This is a genomic window from Lysobacter antibioticus HS124 (assembly GCF_000336385.2).
Lineage (GTDB): Bacteria > Pseudomonadota > Gammaproteobacteria > Xanthomonadales > Xanthomonadaceae > Lysobacter > Lysobacter firmicutimachus.
Genome location: NZ_HG424503.1, coordinates 1 through 23,034 on the forward strand (window position 1 = coordinate 1; position 23,034 = coordinate 23,034).

Annotated in this window: 17 protein-coding genes and 3 tRNA genes; 9 read left to right on the top strand and 11 right to left on the bottom strand. The window is 69.1% G+C overall.

Annotation, left to right across the window (positions count from 1 at the left end; all coding sequences use genetic code 11):
• Nucleotides 1–378 precede the first annotated feature (378 nt).
• Nucleotides 379–879, top strand: a complete 501-nt coding sequence (locus TX83_RS11415) for a CinA family protein (protein ID WP_064748075.1) — start codon at nt 379–381, stop codon at nt 877–879.
• A gap of 22 nt (nt 880–901) precedes the next feature.
• On the opposite strand, the gene TX83_RS11420 is transcribed toward TX83_RS11415, so the two are convergent.
• Nucleotides 902–1,843 carry a bifunctional helix-turn-helix transcriptional regulator/GNAT family N-acetyltransferase gene (locus tag TX83_RS11420; protein ID WP_064748076.1) on the bottom strand — a complete coding sequence of 314 codons (942 nt, stop codon included), beginning with the start codon at nt 1,841–1,843 and terminating at the stop codon, nt 902–904.
• Between the two features lie 115 nt (nt 1,844–1,958).
• Between TX83_RS11420 and lexA the strand changes: the two genes are divergently transcribed.
• The 8 genes from lexA to TX83_RS11460 all read left to right on the top strand — a co-directional run bounded on the left by lexA (nt 1,959) and on the right by TX83_RS11460 (nt 9,391).
• Nucleotides 1,959–2,606 (top strand): transcriptional repressor LexA, encoded by a 648-nt coding sequence (gene lexA / locus TX83_RS11425; RefSeq protein ID WP_064748077.1) that lies wholly within the window; start codon nt 1,959–1,961, stop codon nt 2,604–2,606.
• 267 nt (nt 2,607–2,873) lie between these two features.
• Nucleotides 2,874–3,899, top strand: coding sequence for a recombinase RecA (gene recA / locus TX83_RS11430; protein WP_064748078.1), 1,026 nt, complete (start codon nt 2,874–2,876; stop codon nt 3,897–3,899).
• Between the two features lie 576 nt (nt 3,900–4,475).
• Nucleotides 4,476–4,973: a recombination regulator RecX gene (gene recX, locus TX83_RS23885; protein WP_064748107.1), complete on the top strand. Its 498-nt coding sequence runs from the start codon at nt 4,476–4,478 to the stop codon at nt 4,971–4,973.
• A 164-nt stretch (nt 4,974–5,137) separates the two neighbouring features.
• A complete protein-coding gene (gene alaS / locus TX83_RS11440; RefSeq protein ID WP_064748079.1) occupies nt 5,138–7,771 on the top strand; it encodes an alanine--tRNA ligase in 2,634 nt (877 codons plus the stop codon).
• Nucleotides 7,772–7,915: 144 nt separating this feature from the next.
• A complete protein-coding gene (csrA, locus tag TX83_RS11445) occupies nt 7,916–8,119 on the top strand; it encodes a carbon storage regulator CsrA (RefSeq protein ID WP_064748080.1) in 204 nt (67 codons plus the stop codon).
• 75 nt (nt 8,120–8,194) lie between these two features.
• A tRNA-Ser gene (locus tag TX83_RS11450) sits at nt 8,195–8,287 on the top strand.
• 125 nt (nt 8,288–8,412) lie between these two features.
• Nucleotides 8,413–8,489, top strand: a tRNA-Arg gene (locus TX83_RS11455).
• Between the two features lie 825 nt (nt 8,490–9,314).
• Nucleotides 9,315–9,391: transfer RNA gene (locus tag TX83_RS11460), tRNA-Arg, on the top strand.
• Nucleotides 9,392–9,767: 376 nt separating this feature from the next.
• Here the strand turns inward: TX83_RS11460 and TX83_RS11465 are convergent.
• The 10 genes from TX83_RS11465 to TX83_RS11510 form a co-directional block, all read right to left on the bottom strand.
• Nucleotides 9,768–10,487, bottom strand: coding sequence for a response regulator (locus TX83_RS11465; RefSeq protein ID WP_064748081.1), 720 nt, complete (start codon nt 10,485–10,487; stop codon nt 9,768–9,770).
• Complete coding sequence (locus TX83_RS11470; RefSeq protein ID WP_064748082.1) at nt 10,484–13,204, bottom strand: sensor histidine kinase; 2,721 nt, start codon at nt 13,202–13,204, stop codon at nt 10,484–10,486. Before TX83_RS11470 ends, TX83_RS11465 begins: the two co-directional genes overlap by 4 nt.
• Nucleotides 13,205–13,541: 337 nt before the next feature.
• Nucleotides 13,542–14,150, bottom strand: a complete 609-nt coding sequence (gene kdpC / locus TX83_RS11475; protein WP_064748083.1) for a potassium-transporting ATPase subunit KdpC — start codon at nt 14,148–14,150, stop codon at nt 13,542–13,544.
• Between the two features lie 76 nt (nt 14,151–14,226).
• Nucleotides 14,227–16,305 (bottom strand): potassium-transporting ATPase subunit KdpB, encoded by a 2,079-nt coding sequence (gene kdpB, locus TX83_RS11480; RefSeq protein ID WP_064748109.1) that lies wholly within the window; start codon nt 16,303–16,305, stop codon nt 14,227–14,229.
• A 20-nt stretch (nt 16,306–16,325) separates the two neighbouring features.
• Nucleotides 16,326–18,044, bottom strand: coding sequence for a potassium-transporting ATPase subunit KdpA (kdpA, locus tag TX83_RS11485; protein ID WP_064748084.1), 1,719 nt, complete (start codon nt 18,042–18,044; stop codon nt 16,326–16,328).
• Between the two features lie 133 nt (nt 18,045–18,177).
• A complete protein-coding gene (locus tag TX83_RS11490; protein ID WP_064748085.1) occupies nt 18,178–18,270 on the bottom strand; it encodes a potassium-transporting ATPase subunit F in 93 nt (30 codons plus the stop codon).
• 12 nt (nt 18,271–18,282) lie between these two features.
• Nucleotides 18,283–19,038, bottom strand: a complete 756-nt coding sequence (locus tag TX83_RS11495; RefSeq protein WP_064748086.1) for a TorF family putative porin — start codon at nt 19,036–19,038, stop codon at nt 18,283–18,285.
• Nucleotides 19,039–19,428: 390 nt separating this feature from the next.
• The gene (locus TX83_RS11500; RefSeq protein ID WP_064748110.1) at nt 19,429–20,262 is read right to left on the bottom strand and encodes an alpha/beta hydrolase family protein; all 834 of its coding nucleotides are present in this window, start codon (nt 20,260–20,262) and stop codon (nt 19,429–19,431) included.
• Nucleotides 20,263–20,407: 145 nt separating this feature from the next.
• Nucleotides 20,408–21,220, bottom strand: coding sequence for a bifunctional hydroxymethylpyrimidine kinase/phosphomethylpyrimidine kinase (gene thiD / locus TX83_RS11505; protein WP_064748087.1), 813 nt, complete (start codon nt 21,218–21,220; stop codon nt 20,408–20,410).
• A 356-nt stretch (nt 21,221–21,576) separates the two neighbouring features.
• A complete protein-coding gene (locus TX83_RS11510; protein ID WP_064748088.1) occupies nt 21,577–22,974 on the bottom strand; it encodes a PhoH family protein in 1,398 nt (465 codons plus the stop codon).
• Between the last annotated feature and the right edge of the window lie 60 nt (nt 22,975–23,034).

Sequence of the window (23,034 nt, forward strand, 5' to 3'; positions counted from 1 at the left end):
GAAAACGCCATGGCCGTTTCGAATCAAAAGCCGCTATGGGACGCCGCTGACGCGGGGCTGCTCCGCACAGGCCCTCCCTGGCCTGGCTGTGCACGGCCCGCCTCCCTGCGGGCCGCCCTCCGGGGCTTCAGTGGTTCTCGCGAGATCGAAGCGGCGCCAAGCTATCCATAGCAACAACAACAGCGCCCGCCGGCGCTGTTGTTGTTGTGGGGGTAGGAGCGGCGCAAGCCGCGACCGCGGAGCTTCGATCTCGCGCCGCCAGCAGGGCAGGGGAAGGACGTCCCCGCTCGGCCCTGCACGCGCTCGCCGCCCCGGCCTTCGCCTGCAACCGCCCCGCCCGGCAAAGCCCGTCGCGCGGCGCCGGCTATAGTGGCGGCCATGACGCCCGAGACCTCCGACCCCGCCCTGCAGACGCTCGCCGCCGGCATCGGCGAAGCCGCCCGCCTCAACCACCATATGCTGGTCACCGCCGAAAGCTGCACCGGCGGCTGGATCGCCAAGACCCTCACCGATATCGCCGGCTCCTCGGCCTGGTTCGAATGCGGCATCGTCGCCTACAGCTACGAAGCCAAGCAGGCCTTGCTGAGCGTGCGCCCGCAGACCCTGGAACAGTTCGGCGCGGTCAGCCGCGAGACCGTGATCGAGATGGTTTCCGGCGCCCTGGCCAACACCGGCGCCACCGTCGCGGTCGCGGTCACCGGCATCGCCGGCCCGGGCGGCGGCACCGAAGGCAAACCGGTCGGCACGGTCTGGATCGCCTGGAAGCGCCGCGGCGGTTACCCGCATGCCGAAGCCTTCCATTTCGACGGCGATCGCGAAGCGGTGCGGCGCCAGACCGTGGCCGCGGCCCTGCACGGGCTGCAAACGCTGACCGTCTGAGCCGGGCAGGGCAGGCGTGGTCTCAGGGCAGCGCGCGTTCCCAGGTCTGCCCGACCAGGTTGTGGCCGAAGCTGCGGTGCCGGTTCTCCTCGACCAGGACGAAACCGCTGCCTTCGTAGAGGCGCCGCGCCGCGACCAGGACATCGTTGGTCCACAGCCGCATGCGCGCATAGCCGGCCTCGCCGGCGAAGCCGATGCAGGTGTCCACCAGGCGCCGGCCCACGCCAAGCCCGCGTGCGCGCGGGTCCACCAGCAGGCAGCGCAATTGCGCGACCTGGGGATCGCCGGCATGGGCGACCACGAACACGCAACCGACCCGCTCGCCGTCGATCTCGGCGATCCAGCAGCGCTCGCGCGCCGGATCGCGCCGGGTCGCGAACTGCGCGAACAGCGTCGCCACCAGCGCCTCGAACTCATGGTTCCAGCCGTACTCGTCGGCGTACAGCCGGGCATGGCGCTCGATCGCCCAGCCGAGGTCGCCGATCGCGTGCTCGCGCACGCGCAGCCGCTGCGGCGCCGGCAACGCGTGCGGGGTCAGCGCGCGCTCGGCGTCGGCGATCGCGCGCAGCAGGCGCTCGCGATCCAGCGGCGACAGCGCCGTCAGCATCGCCGCGGTGGCTTGATGCGAGTCGCGGTCCAGCGATGCGAACGCGGCGCGGCCGGAGGCGGTGAGGCGCAGCGCGAAGCTGCGCGCGTCTTGTTCGGAGCGTTGTTTCTCGACCAGCCCGGCCTCGACGAAGGCCTGCACGATCCGGCTCAGATAGCCCGGATCCAGGCCCAGGGTCTGGCCGATCTCGTGTGCCGCCACCGGCTCGCGCTGGGCCAGTTCGAACAACACCCGTGCCTGAGTCAGGGTGTAGGGGCTGTCGAGCAAGTCCTCGCGCAGCACGTCGATCCGGCGAGTGTAGAAGCGGTTGAAGGCGCGGACGGCGTCGACCTGGGACGGGGCGATTTCGGACGTCATGACGCAGACTCGCGGGAGGATGAGGGCAGCCTGCGGCATGTAATTGACTCAGTCAATTTAATTCGCGGACGAGCGGTCTTGCCCGGGTCGCGAGTTAGTAGTATTACTACTAACCATGAGCCTGACCGACACCCAGCAAGCCATCCTGGCCCTGATCGCCGAGCGCATCGATGCCGAGGGCCTGCCGCCCTCGCAGACCGAAATCGCCAAGGCCTTCGGTTTCAAAGGCGTGCGCGCCGCGCAGTACCACCTCGACGCGCTCGAGGCCGCGGGCGCGATCGAGCGCGTGCCCGGACGGGCGCGTGCCATCCGCGTGCTGCAGCCGCCGCCGCAGACCCAGCGCGAGCTCAGCCTGGTTCCGGCCAACGAAGAGGCGTTGCGCCTGCCGGTGCTGGGGCGGGTCGCGGCGGGCGCGCCGATCGGTGCCGGCGCCGGGGTCGAGCCCGACGATTACGTCCTGCTCGATCGCAACATGTTCTTCCCGTCGCCGGACTACCTGCTCAAGGTCAAGGGCGACTCGATGCGCGACGAGGGCATTTTCGACGGCGACCTGATCGGCGTGCACCGCACCCGCGACGCGCGCTCCGGCCAGATCGTGGTCGCCCGCATCGACGACGAAATCACGGTCAAGCTGCTCAAGATCGGCAAGGACCGCATCCGTCTGTTGCCGCGCAATCCCGACTACGCGCCGATCGAAGTCCAGCCCGACCAGGACTTCGCGATCGAAGGGCTGTATTGCGGCCTGGTGCGGCCGAACCGCTGAGCCATGGGCTGCGTCGATCCCGCCTACGACGGTTACGGTACGCCACGCGACTGCGTCGCGGTGCACGCCGCCGATGCCGCGCAGCGCGCGCTGGGCGCGGTTTCCTGGGCCGCGGCGCGGACAAATCCGACCCGGGATGCGGCGGTTTCCCGGCAGCCGGCATCGGCCGGTGCAGATAACTTGAATCTAGGCGCCACGATCTCAGTCTCTGCGATACGAGCCCTCTAACGTACCCCCACCACGACAAGACTTAGCAAGGACACCACGATGGACGAGAACAAGAAGCGCGCGCTTGCGGCCGCCCTGGGCCAGATCGAGAAGCAGTTCGGCAAGGGCTCGGTGATGCGCATGGGCGACCGCGCGGTCGAGGCCGCCGAGGTCGTCGGCACCGGTTCGCTGATGCTCGACATCGCGCTCGGCATCGGCGGCCTGCCCAAGGGCCGCGTGGTCGAGATCTACGGGCCGGAGTCTTCGGGCAAGACCACCTTGACCCTGCAGGCCATCGCCGAGTGCCAGAAGAACGGCGGCACCGCCGCCTTCATCGACGCCGAGCACGCGCTCGACCCGATCTACGCCGGCAAGCTCGGCGTCAACATCGACGACTTGCTGGTCTCGCAGCCCGATACCGGCGAACAGGCGCTGGAAATCGCCGACATGCTGGTGCGCTCGGCCGCGGTCGACATGGTCGTGGTCGACTCGGTCGCCGCGCTGACCCCGAAGGCCGAAATCGAAGGCGAAATGGGCGACCAGCTGCCGGGCCTGCAGGCCCGCCTGATGAGCCAGGCGCTGCGCAAGCTGACCGGCAACATCAAGCGCTCCAATGTGCTGGTGATCTTCATCAATCAGCTGCGCATGAAGATCGGCGTGATGATGCCGGGCCAGAGCCCGGAAACCACCACCGGCGGCAATGCGCTGAAGTTCTATGCCTCGGTGCGCCTGGACATCCGCCGCATCGGCTCGATCAAGAAGGGCGACGAGATCATCGGCAACCAGACCAAGATCAAGGTGGTCAAGAACAAGCTGGCACCGCCGTTCAAGCAGATCGTCACCGAGATCCTCTACGGCGAGGGCATTTCGCGCGAAGGCGAGCTGATCGACATGGGCGTGGAGGCCAAGCTGGTCGAGAAGTCCGGCGCCTGGTACAGCTGCGACGGCGAGCGCATCGGCCAGGGCAAGGAGAACGCCCGCCAGTACCTCAAGGAAAACCCCGAGATGGCCGCGCGCCTGGAAACGGCGCTGCGCGAGAAGTACGTCCCCGGCGAAGCGCCGCGCGGCGATGAAGACGAGGGCTGAGCGGGCTGAGCGTTCGCAGCGATGACGGCGGATCGGAACTCTTCCGGCGGCCGTGGCCGCAACGACGATCGGGCGGCCGGGCAGGGCGACCTGCCGGCCGGCTCGGCTGCGGCCAGGCAGCGCGAAGCGCTGCGTGCGCGGATTCGAGCGATCGAGGCCGGTCGCGCCGCTCGCGTCGCCAGCGAGCGTGCCGGCGCGCGACCGCCGACGCCCCGCGTCTCTGACGAACGCGACGCCCCAGGCGAACGCGTCGATGCCCCCGGAGGGCTGGATCCGGAAACGGCGACCCGCCGGGGGAGCATGGAACCGCGCTCGGTGCCGTCGTCGCGTCGTGCCGATGCGGACGGGCAGGGCGACGAGGAGCTGTCGCATGTCCGCCCGCGGCTTGGCGGTGGCGCCGGGCGTCGGGGTGTGGGCTGCGCGGGCGTCCCCGGCCTCGATCCCGACGAGAGCCAGGCCGCCTGGCTTCGGTCCGGTTCCGATGCGGAGCCCGCTCCGGGCTCCCCTCGCGGCCCCGCTCCGGATTCGGCGCCCGCCCCGGAGTTCGAAGATCCCGCTGCGGCGCCGCCCACCGGCCTGTTCGATCCCGAGGATGCCGCGACGGCACGTGGCCGGCGCCGCGGCAGCCGCGAGCAAAGCCCGACCCAGCGCGCTCTGGGCCTGCTGACCCGGCGCGAGCATTCGCGGCGCGAGCTGACCCGCAAACTGACCTCGCGCGGCCTGGACGCGGGCGAGGTCGAAGAGGCGGTCGACCGCCTCGCCGAAGCCGGCTGGCAGAACGACGAGCGCTTCGCCGAAAGCCTGGTCCGCAGCCGCGCCGGCAACGGCTACGGGCCGCTGCATATTCGGGCCGAGCTGGCCATGCACGGCCTGCCCGCCGACGCCGTCGCCGCCGCCCTGGCCGGCTACGAGGGCGACTGGGCCGAGAACGCCCGCGACCTGGTCCGGCGCCGCTTCGGCGAGGACCATGCGGCCGACCCCAAGCTGCGCCGCAAGGCCGCCGATCTGCTGCTGCGGCGGGGCTTCGACGGCGAAACCGCGCGGAATGCGAATCGTTCCCGGGACCCGGACTGAACGTCCGGAGACTTTTGTGTCGAACCCTTGCGCATTAGGGCCCTCGGCCTGCTAGGCTTACCGGCTTTCGGGTCCCCGGGTTGCCTGTTCCAGTCGATGCCCCCATAGACGGTGGCATGGGTTCGGTCGAGCGCCGCGCTCCCGACCAGGCGATTATCCCAGGCATGAAGACCACCACTGAAATCCGCAGCGATTTCCTCGAGTTCTTTCGGGGCAAGGGCCACACCATCGTGCCGTCGGCGCCGCTCGTGCCGGCCAACGATCCGACCTTGCTGTTCACCAACTCGGGCATGGTCCAGTTCAAGAACGTGTTCCTCGGCAGCGAGAAGCCGGGCTACGTGCGCGCGGCCGACGTGCAGCGCTGCCTGCGTGCCGGCGGCAAGCACAACGATCTCGATCAGGTCGGCTACACCGCGCGCCACCACACCTTCTTCGAGATGCTCGGCAACTGGTCGTTCGGCGACTACTTCAAGGAAGACGCCATCGTCTGGGCCTGGGAGCTGCTGACCGGCGTGTGGAAGCTGCCGGCCGAGCGCCTGCTGGTCACGGTCTACCAGACCGACGACGAAGCCTACGAGATCTGGAACAAGAAGATCGGCATCCCGGCCGAGCGCATCGTCCGGATCGGCGACAACAAGGGCGCGCCGTTCGCCTCCGACAATTTCTGGCAGATGGCCGATACCGGTCCCTGCGGCCCCTGCACCGAGATCTTCTACGACCACGGCGCGCACATCGCCGGCGGCCCTCCGGGCTCGCCGGACGAGGACGGCGACCGCTACATCGAGATCTGGAACCTGGTGTTCATGCAGTTCGACCGCCAGCCCGACGGCAGCCTGGTACCGCTGCCGGCGCCCTGCGTCGACACCGGCATGGGCCTGGAGCGTCTGGCGGCGGTGCTGCAGGGTGTGCACGGCAACTACGAAATCGACCTGTTCCGCCATTTGATCGCGTCCGCGGCCCAGGCCACCGGCACCGCCGATCTGGAGAACAAGTCGCTGCGGGTGATCGCCGATCACATCCGCGCCTGCTCCTTCCTGATCGTCGACGGCGTGCTGCCGTCCAACGACGGCCGCGGCTATGTGCTGCGCCGGATCATCCGCCGCGCTCTGCGCCATGGCTGGATGCTGGGCCAGAAGGGCACCTTCTTCCACAAGCTGGTTCCGGCCCTGGTCGAGGTGATGGGCGACGCCTATCCCGAGCTGACCGCCAAGGCCGACTTCGTCGCCGCGGCGCTGGCCGCCGAAGAAGAGCGCTTCGCCGCGACGCTCGACTCGGGCATGCGCATCTTCGACGAAATCGCCGCGCGCTCGCAGGGCGTCATCGCCGGCGCCGACGCGTTCAAGCTCTACGACACCTACGGCTTCCCGGCCGACCTGACCGGCGACATCGCGCGCGAGCGCGGCTTGAGCGTCGACATGGCCGGCTTCGAAGTCGAAATGGAGAAGCAGCGCGAGATCGCGCGCCAATCCGGCAAGTTCGGCAACAAGACCGCGATGCCGGCCGAAGTCGCCGCGCGCCTGGCGCCGACCGAGTTCCTGGGTTACGACCGTCTCACCGAAGGCGGCCTGCAGGTCGTGGCGTTGATCCGCGACGGCGTGGCCGTCGACGAGCTGCGCATCGGCGACGAGGGCGCGGTGATTCTCGACCGCACCCCGTTCTACGCCGAAAGCGGCGGCCAGGTCGGCGACACCGGCGAGCTCGACGAAGCCGGCACCCGTTTCGCGGTCGAAGACACCCAGAAGTTCGCCGGCCAGTTCCACGGCCACGTCGGTCGCCTGACCGCCGGCAGCCTCAAGGTCGGCGACCGCGTGCTCGGCGCGGTCGACCCGGCGCGCCGCGCCGCGACCGTGCTCAACCATTCGGCGACCCACCTGCTGCATGCGGCCCTGCGTCGCCTGCTCGGCGAACACGTGACCCAGAAGGGCTCGTTGGTCGCTCCGGATCGCCTGCGCTTCGACTTCTCGCACTTCAACCCGTTGAGCGATGCCGAGCTCGCCGAGCTCGAGCGCCAGGTCAACGCCGACGTGCGCCGCAACTACGCAGCCGAAGTGCATCACATGGGCATGCAGGAAGCCCTGGATTTCGGCGCGATGGCGCTGTTCGGCGAGAAGTACGGCGACAACGTGCGCGTGCTGCGCATGGGCGAGGCGTCGACCGAACTGTGCGGCGGCACTCACGTGTCGCGCACCGGCGATATCGGTTTGTTCAAGATCGTTTCCGAAGGCGGCGTCCAGGCCGGCGTGCGCCGGATCGAGGCGGTGACCGGGCAGGGCGCGCTGGACTACGTCGCCGAGGAAGAGCGTCGCCTGGAGCAGGCTGCGCGCCTGCTCGGCGGCAACGCCGCCGACGTGGCCGACAAGCTGCGCGCGCTGCTCGACCGGCAGAAGAAGCTCGAGCGCGAACTCGAAGCGATCAAGGCCAAGGCCGCCTCCGGCGCCGCCGCGGACCTGGCCGCTTCGGCGACCGAGATCGGCGGAGTCCGGGTCGTGGCGACCCGGTTGGAAGGTTTCGACGCCAAGGCGTTGCGCGAGGCGGTCGATCGCCTCAAGCAGCAGCTTGGCGACGCGGTGATCGTGCTGGCGGGAGCCAGCGACGGTAAGGCGGCTTTGGTCGCCGGTGTGAACGGAAGCGCGTCTGGCAAGGTCAAGGCGGGGGAACTCCTCTCGCACGTGGCCAGTCAGATCAACGGTAAAGGCGGCGGACGCCCCGACATGGCGCAGGGCGGCGGCGACGACGGCCCGGCTTTGTCGACGGCTCTTGCGGGCGTCGCGCATTGGGTTGAGAGTAGGCTTGTCTGAACGGCGAACAGTGATCCCTATCGCTTGCGACCATGTTTGGCCGGTCGCTAATATGGTTCACGTTTGTGTACAAATTGAAGCATTCGTCCTAGTGGAAAAGAATGCCAACGCCGGCACCGCGGTGCCGGCTCGAGGAGGTTTTCAATGCTGATCCTGACGCGTCGCGTCGGCGAAACCTTGATGATCGGCGACTCGGTGACGGTCACCGTGCTCGGCGTCAAGGGTAACCAGGTGCGCATCGGTATTACCGCACCCAAAGATGTCGCGGTCCATCGCGAGGAAATCTATCAGCGCATTCAGCGCGGCGAGGACGCGTCGGACGATTCGGGCAAAAACAGCGGCGGTTAAAAAAAAATCGTCGCGAGACATTGCCGCGGACTGGGTGAGCCGTTATGCTTCCCGCCCGCATTGCTTCATCGATGCGGAGAGTTGCCCGAGAGGCTGAAGGGGCTCCCCTGCTAAGGGAGTATAGGGTCAAAAGCTCTATCGAGGGTTCGAATCCCTCACTCTCCGCCAGTTGTACCGAAGCCGCCTCCGGCGGCTTTATTTTGCCGATCCATCCCGTGCGACACGGTCGGGTCGGCAAACGGTTCGAAAGGTATTGACGGAAAGCGGTTCGTTCGTCATAATTTTTCAACTAAGCGCCCGTAGCTCAGCTGGATAGAGCACCAGGCTACGAACTTGGGGGTCGGAGGTTCGAATCCTTCCGGGCGCGCCATTATCAAGAAGCCGGCAATCGCAAGATCGCCGGCTTTTTCTTTGTCCGCTTTCCTTCCGGCAGACGAGCCGCATCCCGGCACACAAGCCGCATCGTTTCGGCGTACCCGGCCGGCTCGGATTGCTGCAATCCGCCTGCTTTCCAATCGGGGCGGTACTGGCCGGCCCCGAGGCCGTTTCGTACCGACGACCCATCGGACGGACTGGATTTGCCTCGCTGATCGTGCCCGACGCGGCCAGCCGCCCTGGCAGGAGCGGCGCAAGCCCCGACCCACCGTAGCAGCGCCCGCAAGCGTTCTGTCCGCAGCCCCGATAGCCGGATGATTTCTCGGCGTCGGCCTGCGCGCAACCAGCCCCAACCGCGATCGCCGAGCGCCGCCGCACCTCATCGCCGCACGAAGAACAGGGTAGGAGCGGCGCAAGCTGCGACCCACCGCAGAGGCGCGCGCAAAAAACGTTCTGTCCGCAGCCCCGATAACCGAACGAACTTTTTGGCGTCGGCTCGTGCGGAATTCGAAAGCGATGCGCCCGAAGCCCGCGCAACCGCAAGGCGCCGCGTCCACCATGCCGTTTGCCCAGACTTCGAACCGAACGCGTGCGCGCCGCCACGATAGCGCCAGGCTCGTACCGTCCTCATGGGCTGCACTTCGTGCGGCGGCGCGATGCTGCGCCGATGCGGGGCTTGTCTGCGCCTGAGGTGCGGGGCTTGTCTGTGCCTGAGGTGCGGGGCATCGGCGATACGCATGACGTCGATGCGCGACATGCCCGCCATGCCGCGCAGAGACTTCCCGTCGCGTGAATTACACGGCATAATTCTTCGCCTTGGGCGCCCGTAGCTCAGCTGGATAGAGCACCAGGCTACGAACTTGGGGGTCGGAGGTTCGAATCCTTCCGGGCGCGCCACTTTTTTCGAACCCGGCAATCGCAAGATTGCCGGGTTTTTCTTTGCCCGCGCGTCGCACGCAGGCCTGGGCATGCGCACAGCGCACGCCATTCGCGCTTATGCGCGCAGCGAAGACGCTTGCGCCAGAATCGGCAAACGCATGCAGCGCACGCCGCCCTGCGGCCACGCGCAGCCAGCGCATCCGAATCTCCTGTAGGAGCGGCGTAAGCCGCGACGACGCGCAGCGCAGCCGTTCTGTCCGATATCCGGCCAAGCGGCGCCGGCATCGGGACGCCATCCGGCTCCCGGGTTTCGGCCGCATCGCTTCCGATCGTCGCTGCGGCTGTCGCGGCTTGCGCGGCTCCTACAAGGGCGACGCCGCCGCGTCGGCAGGGCTCAACGCTTGTCGATGAAGCGCAGGCCGACGCCGGGTTCGGTGGCGATGTAGCGCGGCGCGGCGGCGTCGTCGCCGAGTTTGTGTCGCAGCTTGCCGACCAGGATGCGCAGGTAGTGGGTGTCTTCCTGGTGCGTCGGCCCCCACAGCTCGCGCAGCAGCTGCGGCTGGGTGACCACGCGCCCGGCATGCTGGAACAGTAGCGCCAGCAGGGCGTATTCCTTGCGCGCCAGCGCCAGCGGTTCGCCGTGCAGTTGCACTTCGCGCCGGGCCAGGTCGATGCGCAGGCGGCCGTCGTCGAACACCGGCAAGGTCTCGCCTTGCGGGCCGTGTGCGCGCAGCAGGGCGCGCACGCGCGCCATCAGCTCCTGCACGCCGAACGGCTTGGTCACGTAGTCGTTGGCGCCGCCGTCGAGCGCGGCGACTTTCTCGGCCTCGCTGGAGCGCACGGTCAGCAGGATCACCGGTACGCCCGACCATTGACGCAGTTCGCGCAGTACGTCGTGGCCGTCGCGATCGGGCAAGCCCAGATCGAGGATCACCAGGTCGGCGCCGCGCGTGGCCAGGCGTTCCAGGCCGGCATTGCCGCTGTCCGCCGACTCCACCGCATAGCCTTGCGCGCGCAGGGCGATGTCGAGGAACTTGCGGATCTGCGGTTCGTCGTCGATCACCAGCACGCGCGCGGGCGCGGCGGAGGCGGGGGCGGCGTGGTCCTCGGTCATGGCGCGGGGGCGGAGTCGGCCTTGGGTTCGGGTTCGATGGGCGGCAGGGTAATGCGGATCGTGGTGCCGCGGCGACCCGGGGCGTCGGGCTGGCCGGGCAAGGCCACCACGCTGCCGCCGTGGGCGCCGATCATGCCCTGGCAGATCGCCAGCCCCAGACCGGTGCCCTGGCGGCCGCGGTCGCCGCGCTCGACGCTATAGAACATGTCGAAAATCCGTGCCCGCTCGTCCTCGGGTATGCCCGGGCCGCGGTCGGCGACATCGATCCGCAACACGCGTTCCGGACCATCGGGCTCGCCGTCGACGCGGCGCGCGTCCACCGTCACCGGAGCATCGGCCGGAGAGAACTTCACCGCGTTCTCCAATACGTTGAACAAGGCCTGTTCGATCAACGCCGGATGCACCCAGATCGGTCCGAGGCCGGGTTCGATGCGGATGTCGAAGCGCGCGCCCGGCTGGTAGCGCTGCAGTCGCGAGACCGCCGAGCCGATCAGTTCGTCGACGCCGATCCAGTCGCGATTGAGCGCCAGGCCGCCATGGCCGAGCCGGGTCATGTCGAGCAGGTTCTGGATATAGCGGTCCAGCCGCTCGCCTTCGATGCGGATGGTGTCGAGCAGGGCGTGGCGATCCTCGCGCGGCATCGCTTCGGCGTAGTGGTCCAGACTGCTGGCGGCGCCGATGATCGAGGCCAGCGGCGAGCGCAGGTCGTGCGAGACCGAGGACAGCAGGGCCGAGCGCAGGCGTTCGGTCTCGCCGCTGACGCGCGAGTCCTCCAGGTCGGCGACCAGGCGCGTGCGCAATACCGCCTGGGCGATGTCGTCGGTCATGGCCTCGGCGAGCCGGCGCTGTTCTGGGCCGAGCCGCGTCAGCGAGGGTGCGAAGCGCAGCCCGACCAGGCCCGCGGCGGGCTTGTCGCCGGCGTCGCCGCTCAGCGGCAACAGCCACCAGTCCGAGCCGGCCAGGGTATCGGTGTAACGGCCGGCGGGCTGGCGGTGCTTGAGCGCCCAGTCGGCGGCGGCGCGGTCCTTGTCGCTGAGTTCGGGCAGGTTCGATCCGGCCAGCGGCGCCGCGCCGACGTAAACGAACACCTCGGCGCCGAGCGAGCGTTTGAGCGCGCGCTTGCCGGCGCGTACCACCTGGCCCGCGTCCGCGGCCGTGGCCAGCTCGCGGCCCAGCGTCTGCAGTTCGGTGGCGTGCGCATTCGCCGCGCGCAGCGCCAGCACCTGCATTCGCAGCTTGGACGCCAGCCGCCCGGCGACCAGGGCGGCGACCAGGAACAAGGTCACCGTGGTCACGCCCTGGCTGGCGCCGATCAGCAGGGTGTAGCGCGGTTCGATGAAAAAGAAGTTGTAGGCGAGGAAGCACAGCGCCGAGGCGAGCACCGCCGCGGTCATGCGGGTGCGCGCGGCCACCATCACCACCGCGACGATGAACACCAGGGACAGGTCGTCCAGGCCGATCCAGCGCTCGGCGAAGCCGGCGAGCAGGGTCGCGATGGCGACCGCGACCACCGCCAGCGCGGCGTCGCTGCGGCTGAGCAGGCCACGCAGACGGCTGCCGCTGTCGCGCAGCGAACGACGCGCGCGGGCGCGCGCTTCGGGCGTGCTGACGATGGTCAGCTCGTAATGGGCGCCGCGTTGGATCAGTTGTTGGGTCAAGGTGCGGTTGATCATCCGCGCCAGCGGCCGCTCGCGGGTGCGGCCCAAAACGATCGTCGATGCGCCGGCGCGTTCGGCATGATCGAGCAGCGCGTCGACGATGCTGTTGCCGTGCAGGACCACGGCCTCGCCGCCGAGCCGCCGGGCCAGGGCGAAGGCGCGGTCGAGCTCGCTCTGCCGCGGTGCGTCGGGCGCGCCGCCGGTCTCCACCGTGACTACCAGCCAGGGCGCATCGCGCCGCTCGGCCAGGCGCCGCGCCACCCGCACCAGGTACTCGGACTGGCCGAGACCGTCGATCGCCACCATCACCGCGCGCCGCAGCGGCACGCCGGGCAGGCCGCGCGCGGTCTGCGCCTCGCGCAGGTCGCTGTCGACCCGGTCGGCGGCGGTCTGCATCGCCAGCTCGCGCAGCGCGGTGAGGTTGGACGGGGAGAAGAACGCCTGCAACGCGTGCGCGGCCTGTTCGGGCACGTAGACCTTGCCCTGTTGCAGGCGCTCGATCAGTTCTCGCGGCGGCAGGTCGACCAGGACGATGTCGCGCAGGCGATCGAACAGCGCATCGGGCACGGTCTCGCTGACGCGCACGCCGGTGATCCGGTGGACGACATCGTTGAGGCTTTCCAGATGCTGGATGTTGACCGTGGTGTAGACGTCGATGCCGGCGTCGAGCAATTCCAGCACGTCCTGCCAGCGCCGCTCGTGGCGGCTGCCGGGCGCGTTGCGATGAGCGAGCTCGTCGATCAGGGCGACCTGCGGGCGGCGTGCGAGCAGGGCGTCGAGATCGAGTTCCTCCAGGGGGCGGCCCTGGTAGTCGATGCGCTTGCGCGGCAGCAGGTCCAGGCCGTCGAGCAGGGCGGCGGTTTCGGCGCGGCCGTGGGTCTCGACCACGCCGACCGCGACGTCGCTGCCGCGCCGCTGCAGTTCGCGCGCGCGGCCGAGCATGGCATAGGTCTTGCCGACGCCGGGCGCGGCGCCGAGGAAGATGGTCAGCCGCCCGGCGCCCTGGCGTTGCAGTTCGCCCATCAGGGCATCGGCTTGGGCGCTGCGGGGATCGCTCATGGGGAGATTGTGCGCCGGGCGGGTGATGGGTGTGTAGTTGGACGCGGCGAGGACGTGGCTGTCCGGGGCACGGATCGGCACCGCGACAGCCACAGCGAACTCCCCGCGTTGCTGTGCGAGCGCCGTCCCCTTTTCGAGGGATGCCACAGCAAAAGCTGCGCTTCCATCTCAACCAGGAAGCGCCAGCATGAGCTTTGCTTCCCTTGCCACGGGGTCAGTTGCAGGAGCTGCGCCTTTCTTTCAAAGGGCAACGGTCGAATCCGCGAACCCCCCAGCCATGCAACGACCACCGAAGCATTCCCCCTTCGATAAGGCGGCTAGCGGGACTGGCTTTGGCTCAACGCAATGCCTGCATCGCATCCAGGGCCAGGTTGAGCTGCAACACGTTGACCCGCGGCTCGCCGAGAACGCCGAACTGCGGCGCCTCGATATGCCGCGCGATCAAGCTATCGATCGCGGCGACGCTGAGCCCGCGGGCGCGGGCGACGCGGGCGGCCTGCACCCGCGCCGAACGGGGCGAGATGTGCGGATCCAGGCCGCCGCCGGATTGCGTAGCCAGTTCCGCCGGCACCTCGCTCGGCGCGATGCCTTCGCGCGCGGCGATGGCGGCGGCTTCTTCGCTCAGACGCTTGCGCAGATCCGGGTTGCTGCGCGCCTGGTTGCTGCCGGACGCGGCCATCGGGTCGTACTTGGCCGCCGAGGGGCGCGGCTGGAAGTAGCGAGCGTCTACGAAGGGCTGGGCGACCAGGGCCGAGCCGATGGCGCGGCCTTCGCGTTCGATCAACGAACCCTGCGCCTGATCCGGAAAGGCGGTGCGGCCGATCGCGGTGCCGGCCAGCGAATAGGCCAGACCGAAGCCGAGCAGCGATACCAGGGCGAACAGCACCGGCGCGCGCAGGGACTGGCGGTCGTCGATGTTCGGGGCTTGCGTGGATGCGACGTTCATGGGAACTCCTTTGCGTGGGGAGGGGACGAGCCTCGCTCCAACCCCTCTCCCGCAAGCGGAAGAGGGACTTACGTGGTCAGAAAATCGACGACAGCGCCATGTCGATGAGCTTGATCGCCGCGAACGGCAGCAGCACCCCGCCGAGCCCGTAGACCAGCATGTTCCGGCGCAGCAGGGCGACCGCGGTCGCCGGCTTGAAGCGCACCCCGGCCAGGGCCAACGGAATCAGCGCCGGGATGATGACGGCGTTGAAGATCAGCGCCGCCAGCACCGCATGGGTCGGGCTCGACAGGCGCATGACGTTGAGCGCGGCCATCTGCGGGATGGCTGCGGCGAACAGCGCCGGCAGGATCGCGAAGTACTTGGACACGTCGTTGGCGAGCGAGAACGTGGTCAGCGCGCCGCGAGTGATCAATTGCTGCTTGCCGACCTCGACCACCGCCAGCAGCTTGGCCGGGTCCGAATCCAGGTCGACCATGTTGCCGGCTTCCTTGGCGGCTTGGGTGCCGGAATTCATCGCCAGGCCGACGTCGGCTTGGGCCAGCGCCGGGGCGTCGTTGGTGCCGTCGCCGACCATCGCCACCAGCCGGCCGCCGGCCTGCTCGGCGCGGATCCGGGCCAGCTTGTCCTCAGGCTTGGCTTCGGCGATGTAATCGTCCACGCCGGCTTCGGCGGCGATCGCCGCGGCGGTGAGCGGGTTGTCGCCGGTGATCATCACCGTGCGCACGCCCATCGCCCGCAGTCGCGCGAAGCGTTCCTTGACGCCGTGCTTGACCACGTCCGACAACTCGACCACGCCCAGCACGTAGCGGCCTTCGGCGACCACCAGCGGGGTGGCGCCGCCGCGCGCGACTTGTTCGATGCGCCCCGCCAATTCGGGAGTGACTTCGCCGCCCAGCGAGCGCACATGGTTGCCGATCGCATCGCCCGCGCCCTTGCGGATCGAGCGCGCACCGCCCGGGTAGTCCTGCGGCAGGTCGACGCCGGACATGCGGGTCTGCGCGGTGAACTGGATGTAGTCGGCGCGCTCCGGCTCCGGCACCGCGCTGTGCTGTTCTCGCGCCAGACGCACGATCGACTTGCCTTCCGGGGTCGGGTCGGCGAGCGAGGCCAGCAGGGCGGCGTCGCGCAGTCGCGAACGATCGATGCCGGCGAGCGGATGGAAGGCGGTGGCCTGGCGGTCGCCGTGAGTGATGGTGCCGGTCTTGTCGAGCAGCAGCACGTCGACGTCGCCGGCCACTTCCACCGCCTTGCCCGACTTCGCCAGAACGTTCGCCGATAGCGCGCGGTTCATGCCGGCGATGCCGATCGCCGGCAGCAGACCGCCGATGGTGGTCGGGATCAGGCACACCAGCAGCGCGATCAGCAGCAGCGGATCGAGCCTGGCGCCGACGAAACCGGCGAACAAGGGCAGGGTCGCGACCACGATCAGGAAGGTCAGGGTCATCGCCGCCAGCAGCATGGTCAGGGCGATCTCGTTGGGCGTCTTCTGCCGGTTGGCGCCTTCGACCAGGGCGATCATGCGGTCGAGGAAGCTGTGACCGGGCTCGGCGCTGACTTCGATCACGATTTCGTCGGACAACACCTTGGTGCCGCCGATGACGCCGGAACGGTCGGTGCCGGCTTCGCGCAGCACCGGGGCGGATTCGCCGGTCACCGCCGATTCGTTGATCGTGGCCAGTCCCTTGACGATCTCGCCGTCGGCCGGAATCAATTCGCCGGCCGACACGATCACCCGGTCGCCGGGCTTGAGCGTCGACGCCGGTACGCGGGTTTCGTTGCGGCCGACGGTATCGAGCTTGCGTGCGACCAGGTCGCGGCGTGCGGCGCGCAAGGACGCGGCCTGGCCGCGGCCGCGCGCTTCGGCGACGGCTTCGGCGAAGTTGGCGAACAGCACGGTCACGAACAGGATCGCCGTGACCGCGGCGCCGAAAGCGAGGTGGCCGGGGACGAAGAGGGTGATCAGCGCCGACAGTACGGTGCCGAGCAGCACCACCGCCATGATCGGGCTACGGACCGCGTGCTGCGGCGCCAGCTTGACGAAGGATTCGAGCATCGCCGCGCGCAGGCCGGCGGCGTCGAGGCCGGCGACCGCGCCTTGGCGGCGTTGCGCGCCGAGGTGGCTCTGGCGCGTTTGCGCGCCGGGATGGAGCATGTCGTTCATCGGGCTTTTCCTCACAGAACCTTGCTCGCCAGGGTCAGGTGATCGGCGATCGGGCCGAGCACCAACGCGGGCATGAATTGCAGGACGGTCAAGATCGCGATCACCGCGATCAGGGTCAGGGCGAAGGTCGGCGTTTCGGCGTGCAGCGTGCCGCCGGTCTGCGGTGCCACGCGTTTGCGCGCCAGCAGGCCGGCGACCGCGAGCGGCACGATCAGGGCCGGGTAGCGGCCCAGCGCGAGCACCGCGGCGCAGCTCAGGTTCCACCAATAGGTCGCGTCGCCAAGGCCTTCGAAACCCGAGCCGTTGTTGGCGAAGGCCGAGGTGTACTCGTAGAAGACCTGGCCGATGCCGTGGAAACCCGGGTTGGAGTTGCCGGTGAGCGAAGGAAAGGCCATCGCGACGGCGCTGAAGCCCAGCACCACCATCGGCTGCAACAGGATCAGCAACGCCAGCAGGCGCACTTCCGGCGCTTCGATCTTGCGTCCGAACAATTCCGGCGTGCGTCCGGTCATCAGCCCGGCCAGGAACACCGACAGCAGCAGATAGACCAGGAATTGCTGCAGGCCGCAGCCGATGCCGCCCCAGATGGCGTTGATCAGCATGTTGACCATCGCCACGCCGCCGGTCAGCGGCGCCAGCGAATCGTGCATGGCGTTGACCGAGCCGTTGCTGCTTTGCGTGGTCAGCGCCGACCACAAGGCCGAGCCTTCGGCGCCGAAGCGGGTCTCCTTGCCTTCCATCAGGGCCGCATCGGCGCTGCCCGACGAGTAGGCCTCGGACCACACCGACAAACCGGTGGACAGCAGCGACATCAACAGCATGCTGCCGAACACCAGCGCGGTGAGTTTGCGCCGGCCGGTGAGCGGACCGACCATGAAGGTGACCGCCACCGGAATCAGGATCAGCGCCAGCGCTTCCAGCAGATTCGAAAGCGGGGTCGGATTCTCCAGCGGCACGGTGCTGTTGGGGCCGTACCAGCCGCCGCCGTTGGTGCCCAGCTGCTTGGCCGCGACCATGGCCGCGACCGGGCCGACGGGGATTTTCTGTTGCTCAAGCTCGGCGCTCCGGTCCAGCGGCGAAACTGTCGCGCCGCTTTGCAAGGTCGACGGAACGCCCTGCCAGGTCAGCAGCGCAGCCCACAGCAAGCACAGCGGAATCATGAAGCGCAGGGTGGCGCGGGTGACGTCGACCCAGTAGTTGCCGAGGTCGCGGGGCTCGCCCTCGCGCATCGCCGCGCCGGGACCGGCCAGGGCCTGACGGCCGCCGAACAGGCCGCGCAAGGTGGCGACCACGATCGCCAGACCCATCATCGGGGTGACGACCTGCAGGCCGACGATGCCGACCATCTGCGAGAGATAGCTCAGTTGCGCCTGGCCGGAGTAATGCTGCTGATTGGTGTTGGTGAGGAAGGACACCATGGTGTGCAGCGCGGTGTCCCAACGCAGGTTGGGCACACCGTCGGGATTGAGCGGCAGCCAGGCCTGGGTCATGAACAGCGCCCAGACCAGCACCGCCAGTACCGCATTGCTGAGCGCGAACGCCAGCGCATAGCCCCGCCAGCTCATGCCGCGCGCGGGGTCGGTGCCGACGGCACGGTAGATCGCGCGTTCGATCGGCGCGAACAGGACGTCCAGGCGCGAGCGGTCGCCGCGCATGACGCGCGCCAGGTACAGGCCCAACGGCCAACCCAGGCCGATGGCGAGCGCGAATACGAGAAAGATTTCGATCATGACGAACACCGGACGGTGATGACGCCGTGGCCACGCGTCCGGCGCGGCTGCGGCTTGGCACGCGTCCGCTCAAGCGCGGACGCGCGTCGGTAGAGTGGAACCGCGTCGCGCTCCGTGCGGCGCGGGCGCGCGCTCAGAAGTCCTCGGGGCGCAGTACGACGTAGAGCAGATAGGCGCCGGTCACCAGGACCGAGATCGCGCACAGCATCGAGAGCCAACCGGGCATGTCGTGTCTCCTTCAGAAGCTCGCCTGGACCGCGGCTTCGATGCGCGAGCCGGCCAGGGCGTCGCCGAAGATCCGTTCGGCGCTGCGATCGGTGGCATGGGCGGTCAGGCGCAGCTCGAGGTTCGCGCTGGAGGCCGTTTTCGCCGTCCAGATCGCGCTGAGCTGGCCGTGGCTGTAGCTGCGGTCGTAGACGTCGTCCAGGACGTAGTGGCCTACCGCCGCTTCGAAGCGAATGGCGTCGTTGACCGGGAAGCGCGCGCCGAGCTGCGCGTACAGGCCGCGGTCCCGACTGCCCAGCGCTAGGTTGGAATAGGCCAGCGACAGCCAGTAGTCGTCGCGCCAGGTGAGCGTGCCGTTGAGCTCGGTCCAGTTCAGATCGGCCGTGGTCGAGGGATAACGGTAGTGCAGGAGGTTGACGTCCAGGCTCCAGTCCCGGGCGATCTTGCCGGCCCAGCCGACGCTGAAATCGAATTCGCTGCTGGCGTGCGTGCCGGGCGCGAACTCGACGTTGGAGCCCCACACCGAGGCGTAGACGCCGCTGCGGTGGGCGGCCTTGAAGCCGGCCTGCACGGCCGCGTCGCCCTGGGTCTGCGAACTGCCGCGCCAGACATAGTCGCTGGTCAGCGCGGCCGAACCGCTCAGGCCGAGGGCCGAGGCTTCCTCGGTCTGAGCGTTCGCGCCCAGTGCGAGCAGACCGAGTCCGGCGCAGAAAGCCGATAGCAGCGGGGCCGCGGCCTCGCGATGGCGGAACGGATGATGCGACGACATGGAGGTATCCGGAGAATGCATACGAGGCCGGTTCGGCCACGCGCTCATTCTCGGAAGGGGCGGCGTAAAGCCGCTATTTCGCGACCGCCGCCGCGGCATAAATTCGCCGTAAACAATCCCGGCCTCGGCATAAACCGCAGCATGTGAAGTGCGGGTTGCAGGGACGACGCAAGTCGCGACCACGGGACGCGCGGCCCAGCCGGGGCCTGCTGCGTTGATCGAAGCCCGAAATAGCGGCCTTCGAAGCGACCTGGGCCGCAGCACCCGCAGCGATGAACCGCCACGCAGCCGGCCGCAGCGGGCATGCGAAAGAAAACATCGGCCCGGCGGCCCAGGCTTCGGCTCCGGCGCTGTCGTGCGTCGCTGCGATTGTCGCGGCCGATGCCGTTCCTACGCAGAGCGGTCGCGCAGCAGGGCGGCCACGACCGCTTCGGGCTGCTTCATCCAGGCGAAGTGATCGGCGCGCGCGCCCAATTCGCGAGCGTCCATGTCGGTCGACTCGGCGCGCGCCCGGGGCAATTTGGACAGCAGGTAATCCTGCGAAGCGCGCGGCACCAGCCAGTCGTCGTCCAGGCGCACGCTGCGGGCCTGGATCTCGACCCGGGCCATGCCGGCTTCCAGGTCCTCGCCGACGCCGTGGGCGGCGTAGCGGCCGCTGAGCCCGGTGCCGGCCCAGTCGCGGATCAGGCCGCGCGCTTCGCTGCCGCCGAAGCCGATCCGGCGCCCCGGCAAGGTGCCGTTGACCTGGGCCAGCCAGGGCAGGAAGCGGTACATCCAGGACAGGCCGAGCTTGCGCGGCATCGGCCAAGTCCGCCAGTACGGCGAGCCGCTGGCGACCAGCCACAGCGCTTCCGGCATCGCTCGCCCGTGCAGCGCCATCAGGCCCAGGCGCACGCAGGCGAGTTGCCCGCCGAGGCTGTGGCCGCCGATCGCGCGCGCCACGCCCGGCAGGGCCGCCGCGGCCGCGGCTTCGCTGACCGGCAGGTCGTCGAGCAGGATCTGGCGGTAGCCCCAGTCGACCTTGCGGCCGGCGCGCAGGTTGCTGCTGCCGTTGCCGCGCCATTCGTGCAGGAACACCGCCACGCCGCGTGCGGCCAGGGCTTCGGCGAAGGGCAGGTAATGGCGCGCGGCGACGCCGAGCGCGGGCAGCCACAGCAGGCTCAGACGCGGTTGCGCGGGAACGCGCGCGAGCAAGGACCAAGCGTGGCCGTCGCTGGCCTTCAGGCCGATTTCCTTCGGCCCGGAACCGTCCGGCCCGCTCTGGGGCGGTGTGCTCTCGATCCGCCTGTTTTCGTTCGGCCTGCTCCCGTCCGGCATGCTCCCGTTCGGCATGCGTTCGTCGGCCGCGGCGCGGCCGCGGTCGGGAACTTTATGGTCGGCCATGCGGCGCCGCTCCGAAATGATCCAGCACCAGTACTTCGCCGCGACCTGGGCGATAGCCGCCGCGCAGGGCGGCATGGACATAATCGGCCGCCGCCGCGCAAGCCGGCTCCAGCGCCAGGCCGCGGCACAGGTTCGCCGCCACCGCCGAGGCGAGGGTGCAGCCGGTGCCGTGCGCGTCCACGGACAAGCGCGGGTGGGCGATTTCGCGCCGCGTGCCGGCGTGCGCGAACAGATCGACGACATCGCCGCCTCCCGGCAGATGACCGCCCTTGAGCAACACCGCCTGTGCGCCGATCGCGAGCAGGGCTTCCGCCGCCGCGCGCATGTCGGCGCGGTCGCCGATCCGGCGGCCGAGCAACAGTTCGGCCTCGGGCAGGTTGGGCGTGACCAGGCTGGCCAGCGGCAACAGGCGGCCGCGCAGCGCGTCCAGCGCGTCGGGCTCGAGCAGGCGCGCGCCGGAGGTCGCGACCATCACCGGGTCCAGCACGATCTGCGCCGGACGGTAATGCTCCAGCGCATCGGCGACGGCGTGGATCACCGCGGCGTTGGCGAGCATGCCGAGCTTGACCGCGCCGATCGCGAAGTCGTCGAAACAAGCGTCGATCTGGGCGCGCAGAAAGCCGATGTCGGGCACGTGCACCGCGCTGACGCCGCGGGTGTGCTGGGCGGTCAGCGCCGCCAGCGCGCTGAGGCCGTGCACGCCGTGCGCGGCGAAGGTCTTGAGGTCGGCCTGGATGCCCGCGCCGCCGCCGGAGTCGGAGCCGGCGACGGTGAGGGCGGAAACGGGGCGCTGGGTCATCGGATACGGTCGGCGGATAGGGTCGGACGGGCGCGGCGGCCATTCGCCACGACGGCCGCGCACGGCGGCCGCCGGACGCGCGGCCGCCCCCATCTTATCGGCCCGGCCGGTGCCCGTGCTTGCTAGTCCTTGCCGTCGTCTGTCCAGGCCCGGGCCATCAGCGAACCGGCAGCGACTTCACCGCCCAGGGCGGCTCGGCGTCGACCTGCAGCATCCCGCTCAATGCTTCGGCCATCACGGTCAGCATGACCGCGGTCACGCCGGGCGCGAGCTGCTGTCTCCGGTTCGATCGGGTAAGGCGACGGAAGGCCGGCGGATTCGCCGGCCTTCCGTTCGTTTGCGCGGCCGTGCGCCGCTTACAACACTTCCGACGCGTAATCGGCCAGGCGCGAACGTTCGCCGCGGCGCAGGGTGACGTGGGCGCTGTGCGCCCAGCCCTTGAAGCGGTCGACCGCGTAGGTCAGGCCCGAGGTGGTCTCGGTCAGGTAGGGCGTGTCGATCTGCTCCACGTTGCCCAGGCAGACGATCTTGGTGCCCGGGCCGGCGCGGGTGATCAGGGTCTTCATCTGCTTCGGGGTCAGGTTCTGCGCCTCGTCCAGGATCAGCCAGCGGCTGAGGAAGGTGCGCCCGCGCATGAAGTTCATCGAGCGGATCTTGATCCGCGAGGCGAGCAGGTCGTTGGTCGCCGCGCGGCCCCAGGCGCCGCCTTCCTGGTTGTGGGTCAGCACTTCCAGGTTGTCGGTCAGCGCGCCCATCCACGGGGTCATCTTTTCCTCCTCGGTGCCGGGCAGGAAGCCGATGTCTTCGCCGACGCTGACCGTGGCGCGGGTCATGATGATCTCGCGGTAGCGCTGCTGATCCATGGTCTGGGCCAGGCCGGCGGCCAGGGCGAGCAGGGTCTTGCCGGTGCCGGCGGTGCCGAGCAGGGTGACGAAGTCGATCTCCGGGTCCATCAGGGCGTTGAGGGCGAAGTTCTGCTCGCGGTTGCGCGCGATGATGCCCCACACCGCATGTTGGTTATGGCGGTAGTCGTCGACGATCTGCAGGGTCACGCGCTCTTCGCCGACCTTGACCACCTTGAGTTCGGACTCGTCGTCGCCGGGCAGGTACAGGAACTGGTTCGGGTACCAGTCGTCGTCCGGCGCGCGGCTGAGTTCGTAATAGGTGCGGCCTTTCTCGGTCCAGGACTTGAGGTCCTTGCCGTGGCGCTGCCAGAAGTCCTCCGGCAGCGCGGTCGCGCCGGTGTAGAGCAGGCTGAAGTCGTCGAGGGCGCGGTCGTTCTCGTAGTCCTCCGACACGATGCCGGCGATCGAGGCCTTGATCCGCAGGTTGATGTCCTTGGACACCAACACCACCGGCACCTCCGGCTCGGACTCCTTCAGCGCCAGGATCGAGCCGAGGATGTGGTTGTCCGGAATGACCGCGCCGAAGCGCTTGCCGGCATCGAAGGCGCTGGTCTGGAAGCGCAGCTTGCCGATGCTCTGCGCGCCGCGCAGCTGCAGCCCCTGCGGGCGGTTGAGGGTGATGCCCGAGGCGATCTTGGCGGTGCCTTCGGCTTCGATCAGCTCGTTGAGGAAGCGACTGACCTGGCGCGCGTTGCGGCTGGCTTCGGAGGTGCCCTTCTTGCCGTTGTCGAGTTCCTCGATGACCTGCATCGGCAGGTACACGTCGTGTTCCTCGAACTTGAACAGCGCGGTGGGATCGTGCATCAGCACGTTGGTATCCAGCACGTAGATGCGCTTGCTTCTGGTCATTGAGCGGTCTCGTCGGAGTAGTGCGTGGAAAGCGGGGCGGGACATTGCGCCGGGACGCGG

Coding starts and splice junctions, on each gene's coding strand:
- TX83_RS11415 (WP_064748075.1), top strand. CDS start 379: ATGACGCCCGAGACCTCCGACCCCGCCCTGCAGACGCTCGCCGCCGGC.
- TX83_RS11420 (WP_064748076.1), bottom strand. CDS start 1,843: ATGACGTCCGAAATCGCCCCGTCCCAGGTCGACGCCGTCCGCGCCTTC.
- lexA (WP_064748077.1), top strand. CDS start 1,959: ATGAGCCTGACCGACACCCAGCAAGCCATCCTGGCCCTGATCGCCGAG.
- recA (WP_064748078.1), top strand. CDS start 2,874: ATGGACGAGAACAAGAAGCGCGCGCTTGCGGCCGCCCTGGGCCAGATC.
- alaS (WP_064748079.1), top strand. CDS start 5,138: ATGAAGACCACCACTGAAATCCGCAGCGATTTCCTCGAGTTCTTTCGG.
- csrA (WP_064748080.1), top strand. CDS start 7,916: ATGCTGATCCTGACGCGTCGCGTCGGCGAAACCTTGATGATCGGCGAC.
- TX83_RS11465 (WP_064748081.1), bottom strand. CDS start 10,487: ATGACCGAGGACCACGCCGCCCCCGCCTCCGCCGCGCCCGCGCGCGTG.
- TX83_RS11470 (WP_064748082.1), bottom strand. CDS start 13,204: ATGAGCGATCCCCGCAGCGCCCAAGCCGATGCCCTGATGGGCGAACTG.
- kdpC (WP_064748083.1), bottom strand. CDS start 14,150: ATGAACGTCGCATCCACGCAAGCCCCGAACATCGACGACCGCCAGTCC.
- kdpB (WP_064748109.1), bottom strand. CDS start 16,305: ATGCTCCATCCCGGCGCGCAAACGCGCCAGAGCCACCTCGGCGCGCAA.
- kdpA (WP_064748084.1), bottom strand. CDS start 18,044: ATGATCGAAATCTTTCTCGTATTCGCGCTCGCCATCGGCCTGGGTTGG.
- TX83_RS11490 (WP_064748085.1), bottom strand. CDS start 18,270: ATGCCCGGTTGGCTCTCGATGCTGTGCGCGATCTCGGTCCTGGTGACC.
- TX83_RS11495 (WP_064748086.1), bottom strand. CDS start 19,038: ATGTCGTCGCATCATCCGTTCCGCCATCGCGAGGCCGCGGCCCCGCTG.
- thiD (WP_064748087.1), bottom strand. CDS start 21,220: ATGACCCAGCGCCCCGTTTCCGCCCTCACCGTCGCCGGCTCCGACTCC.
- TX83_RS11510 (WP_064748088.1), bottom strand. CDS start 22,974: ATGACCAGAAGCAAGCGCATCTACGTGCTGGATACCAACGTGCTGATG.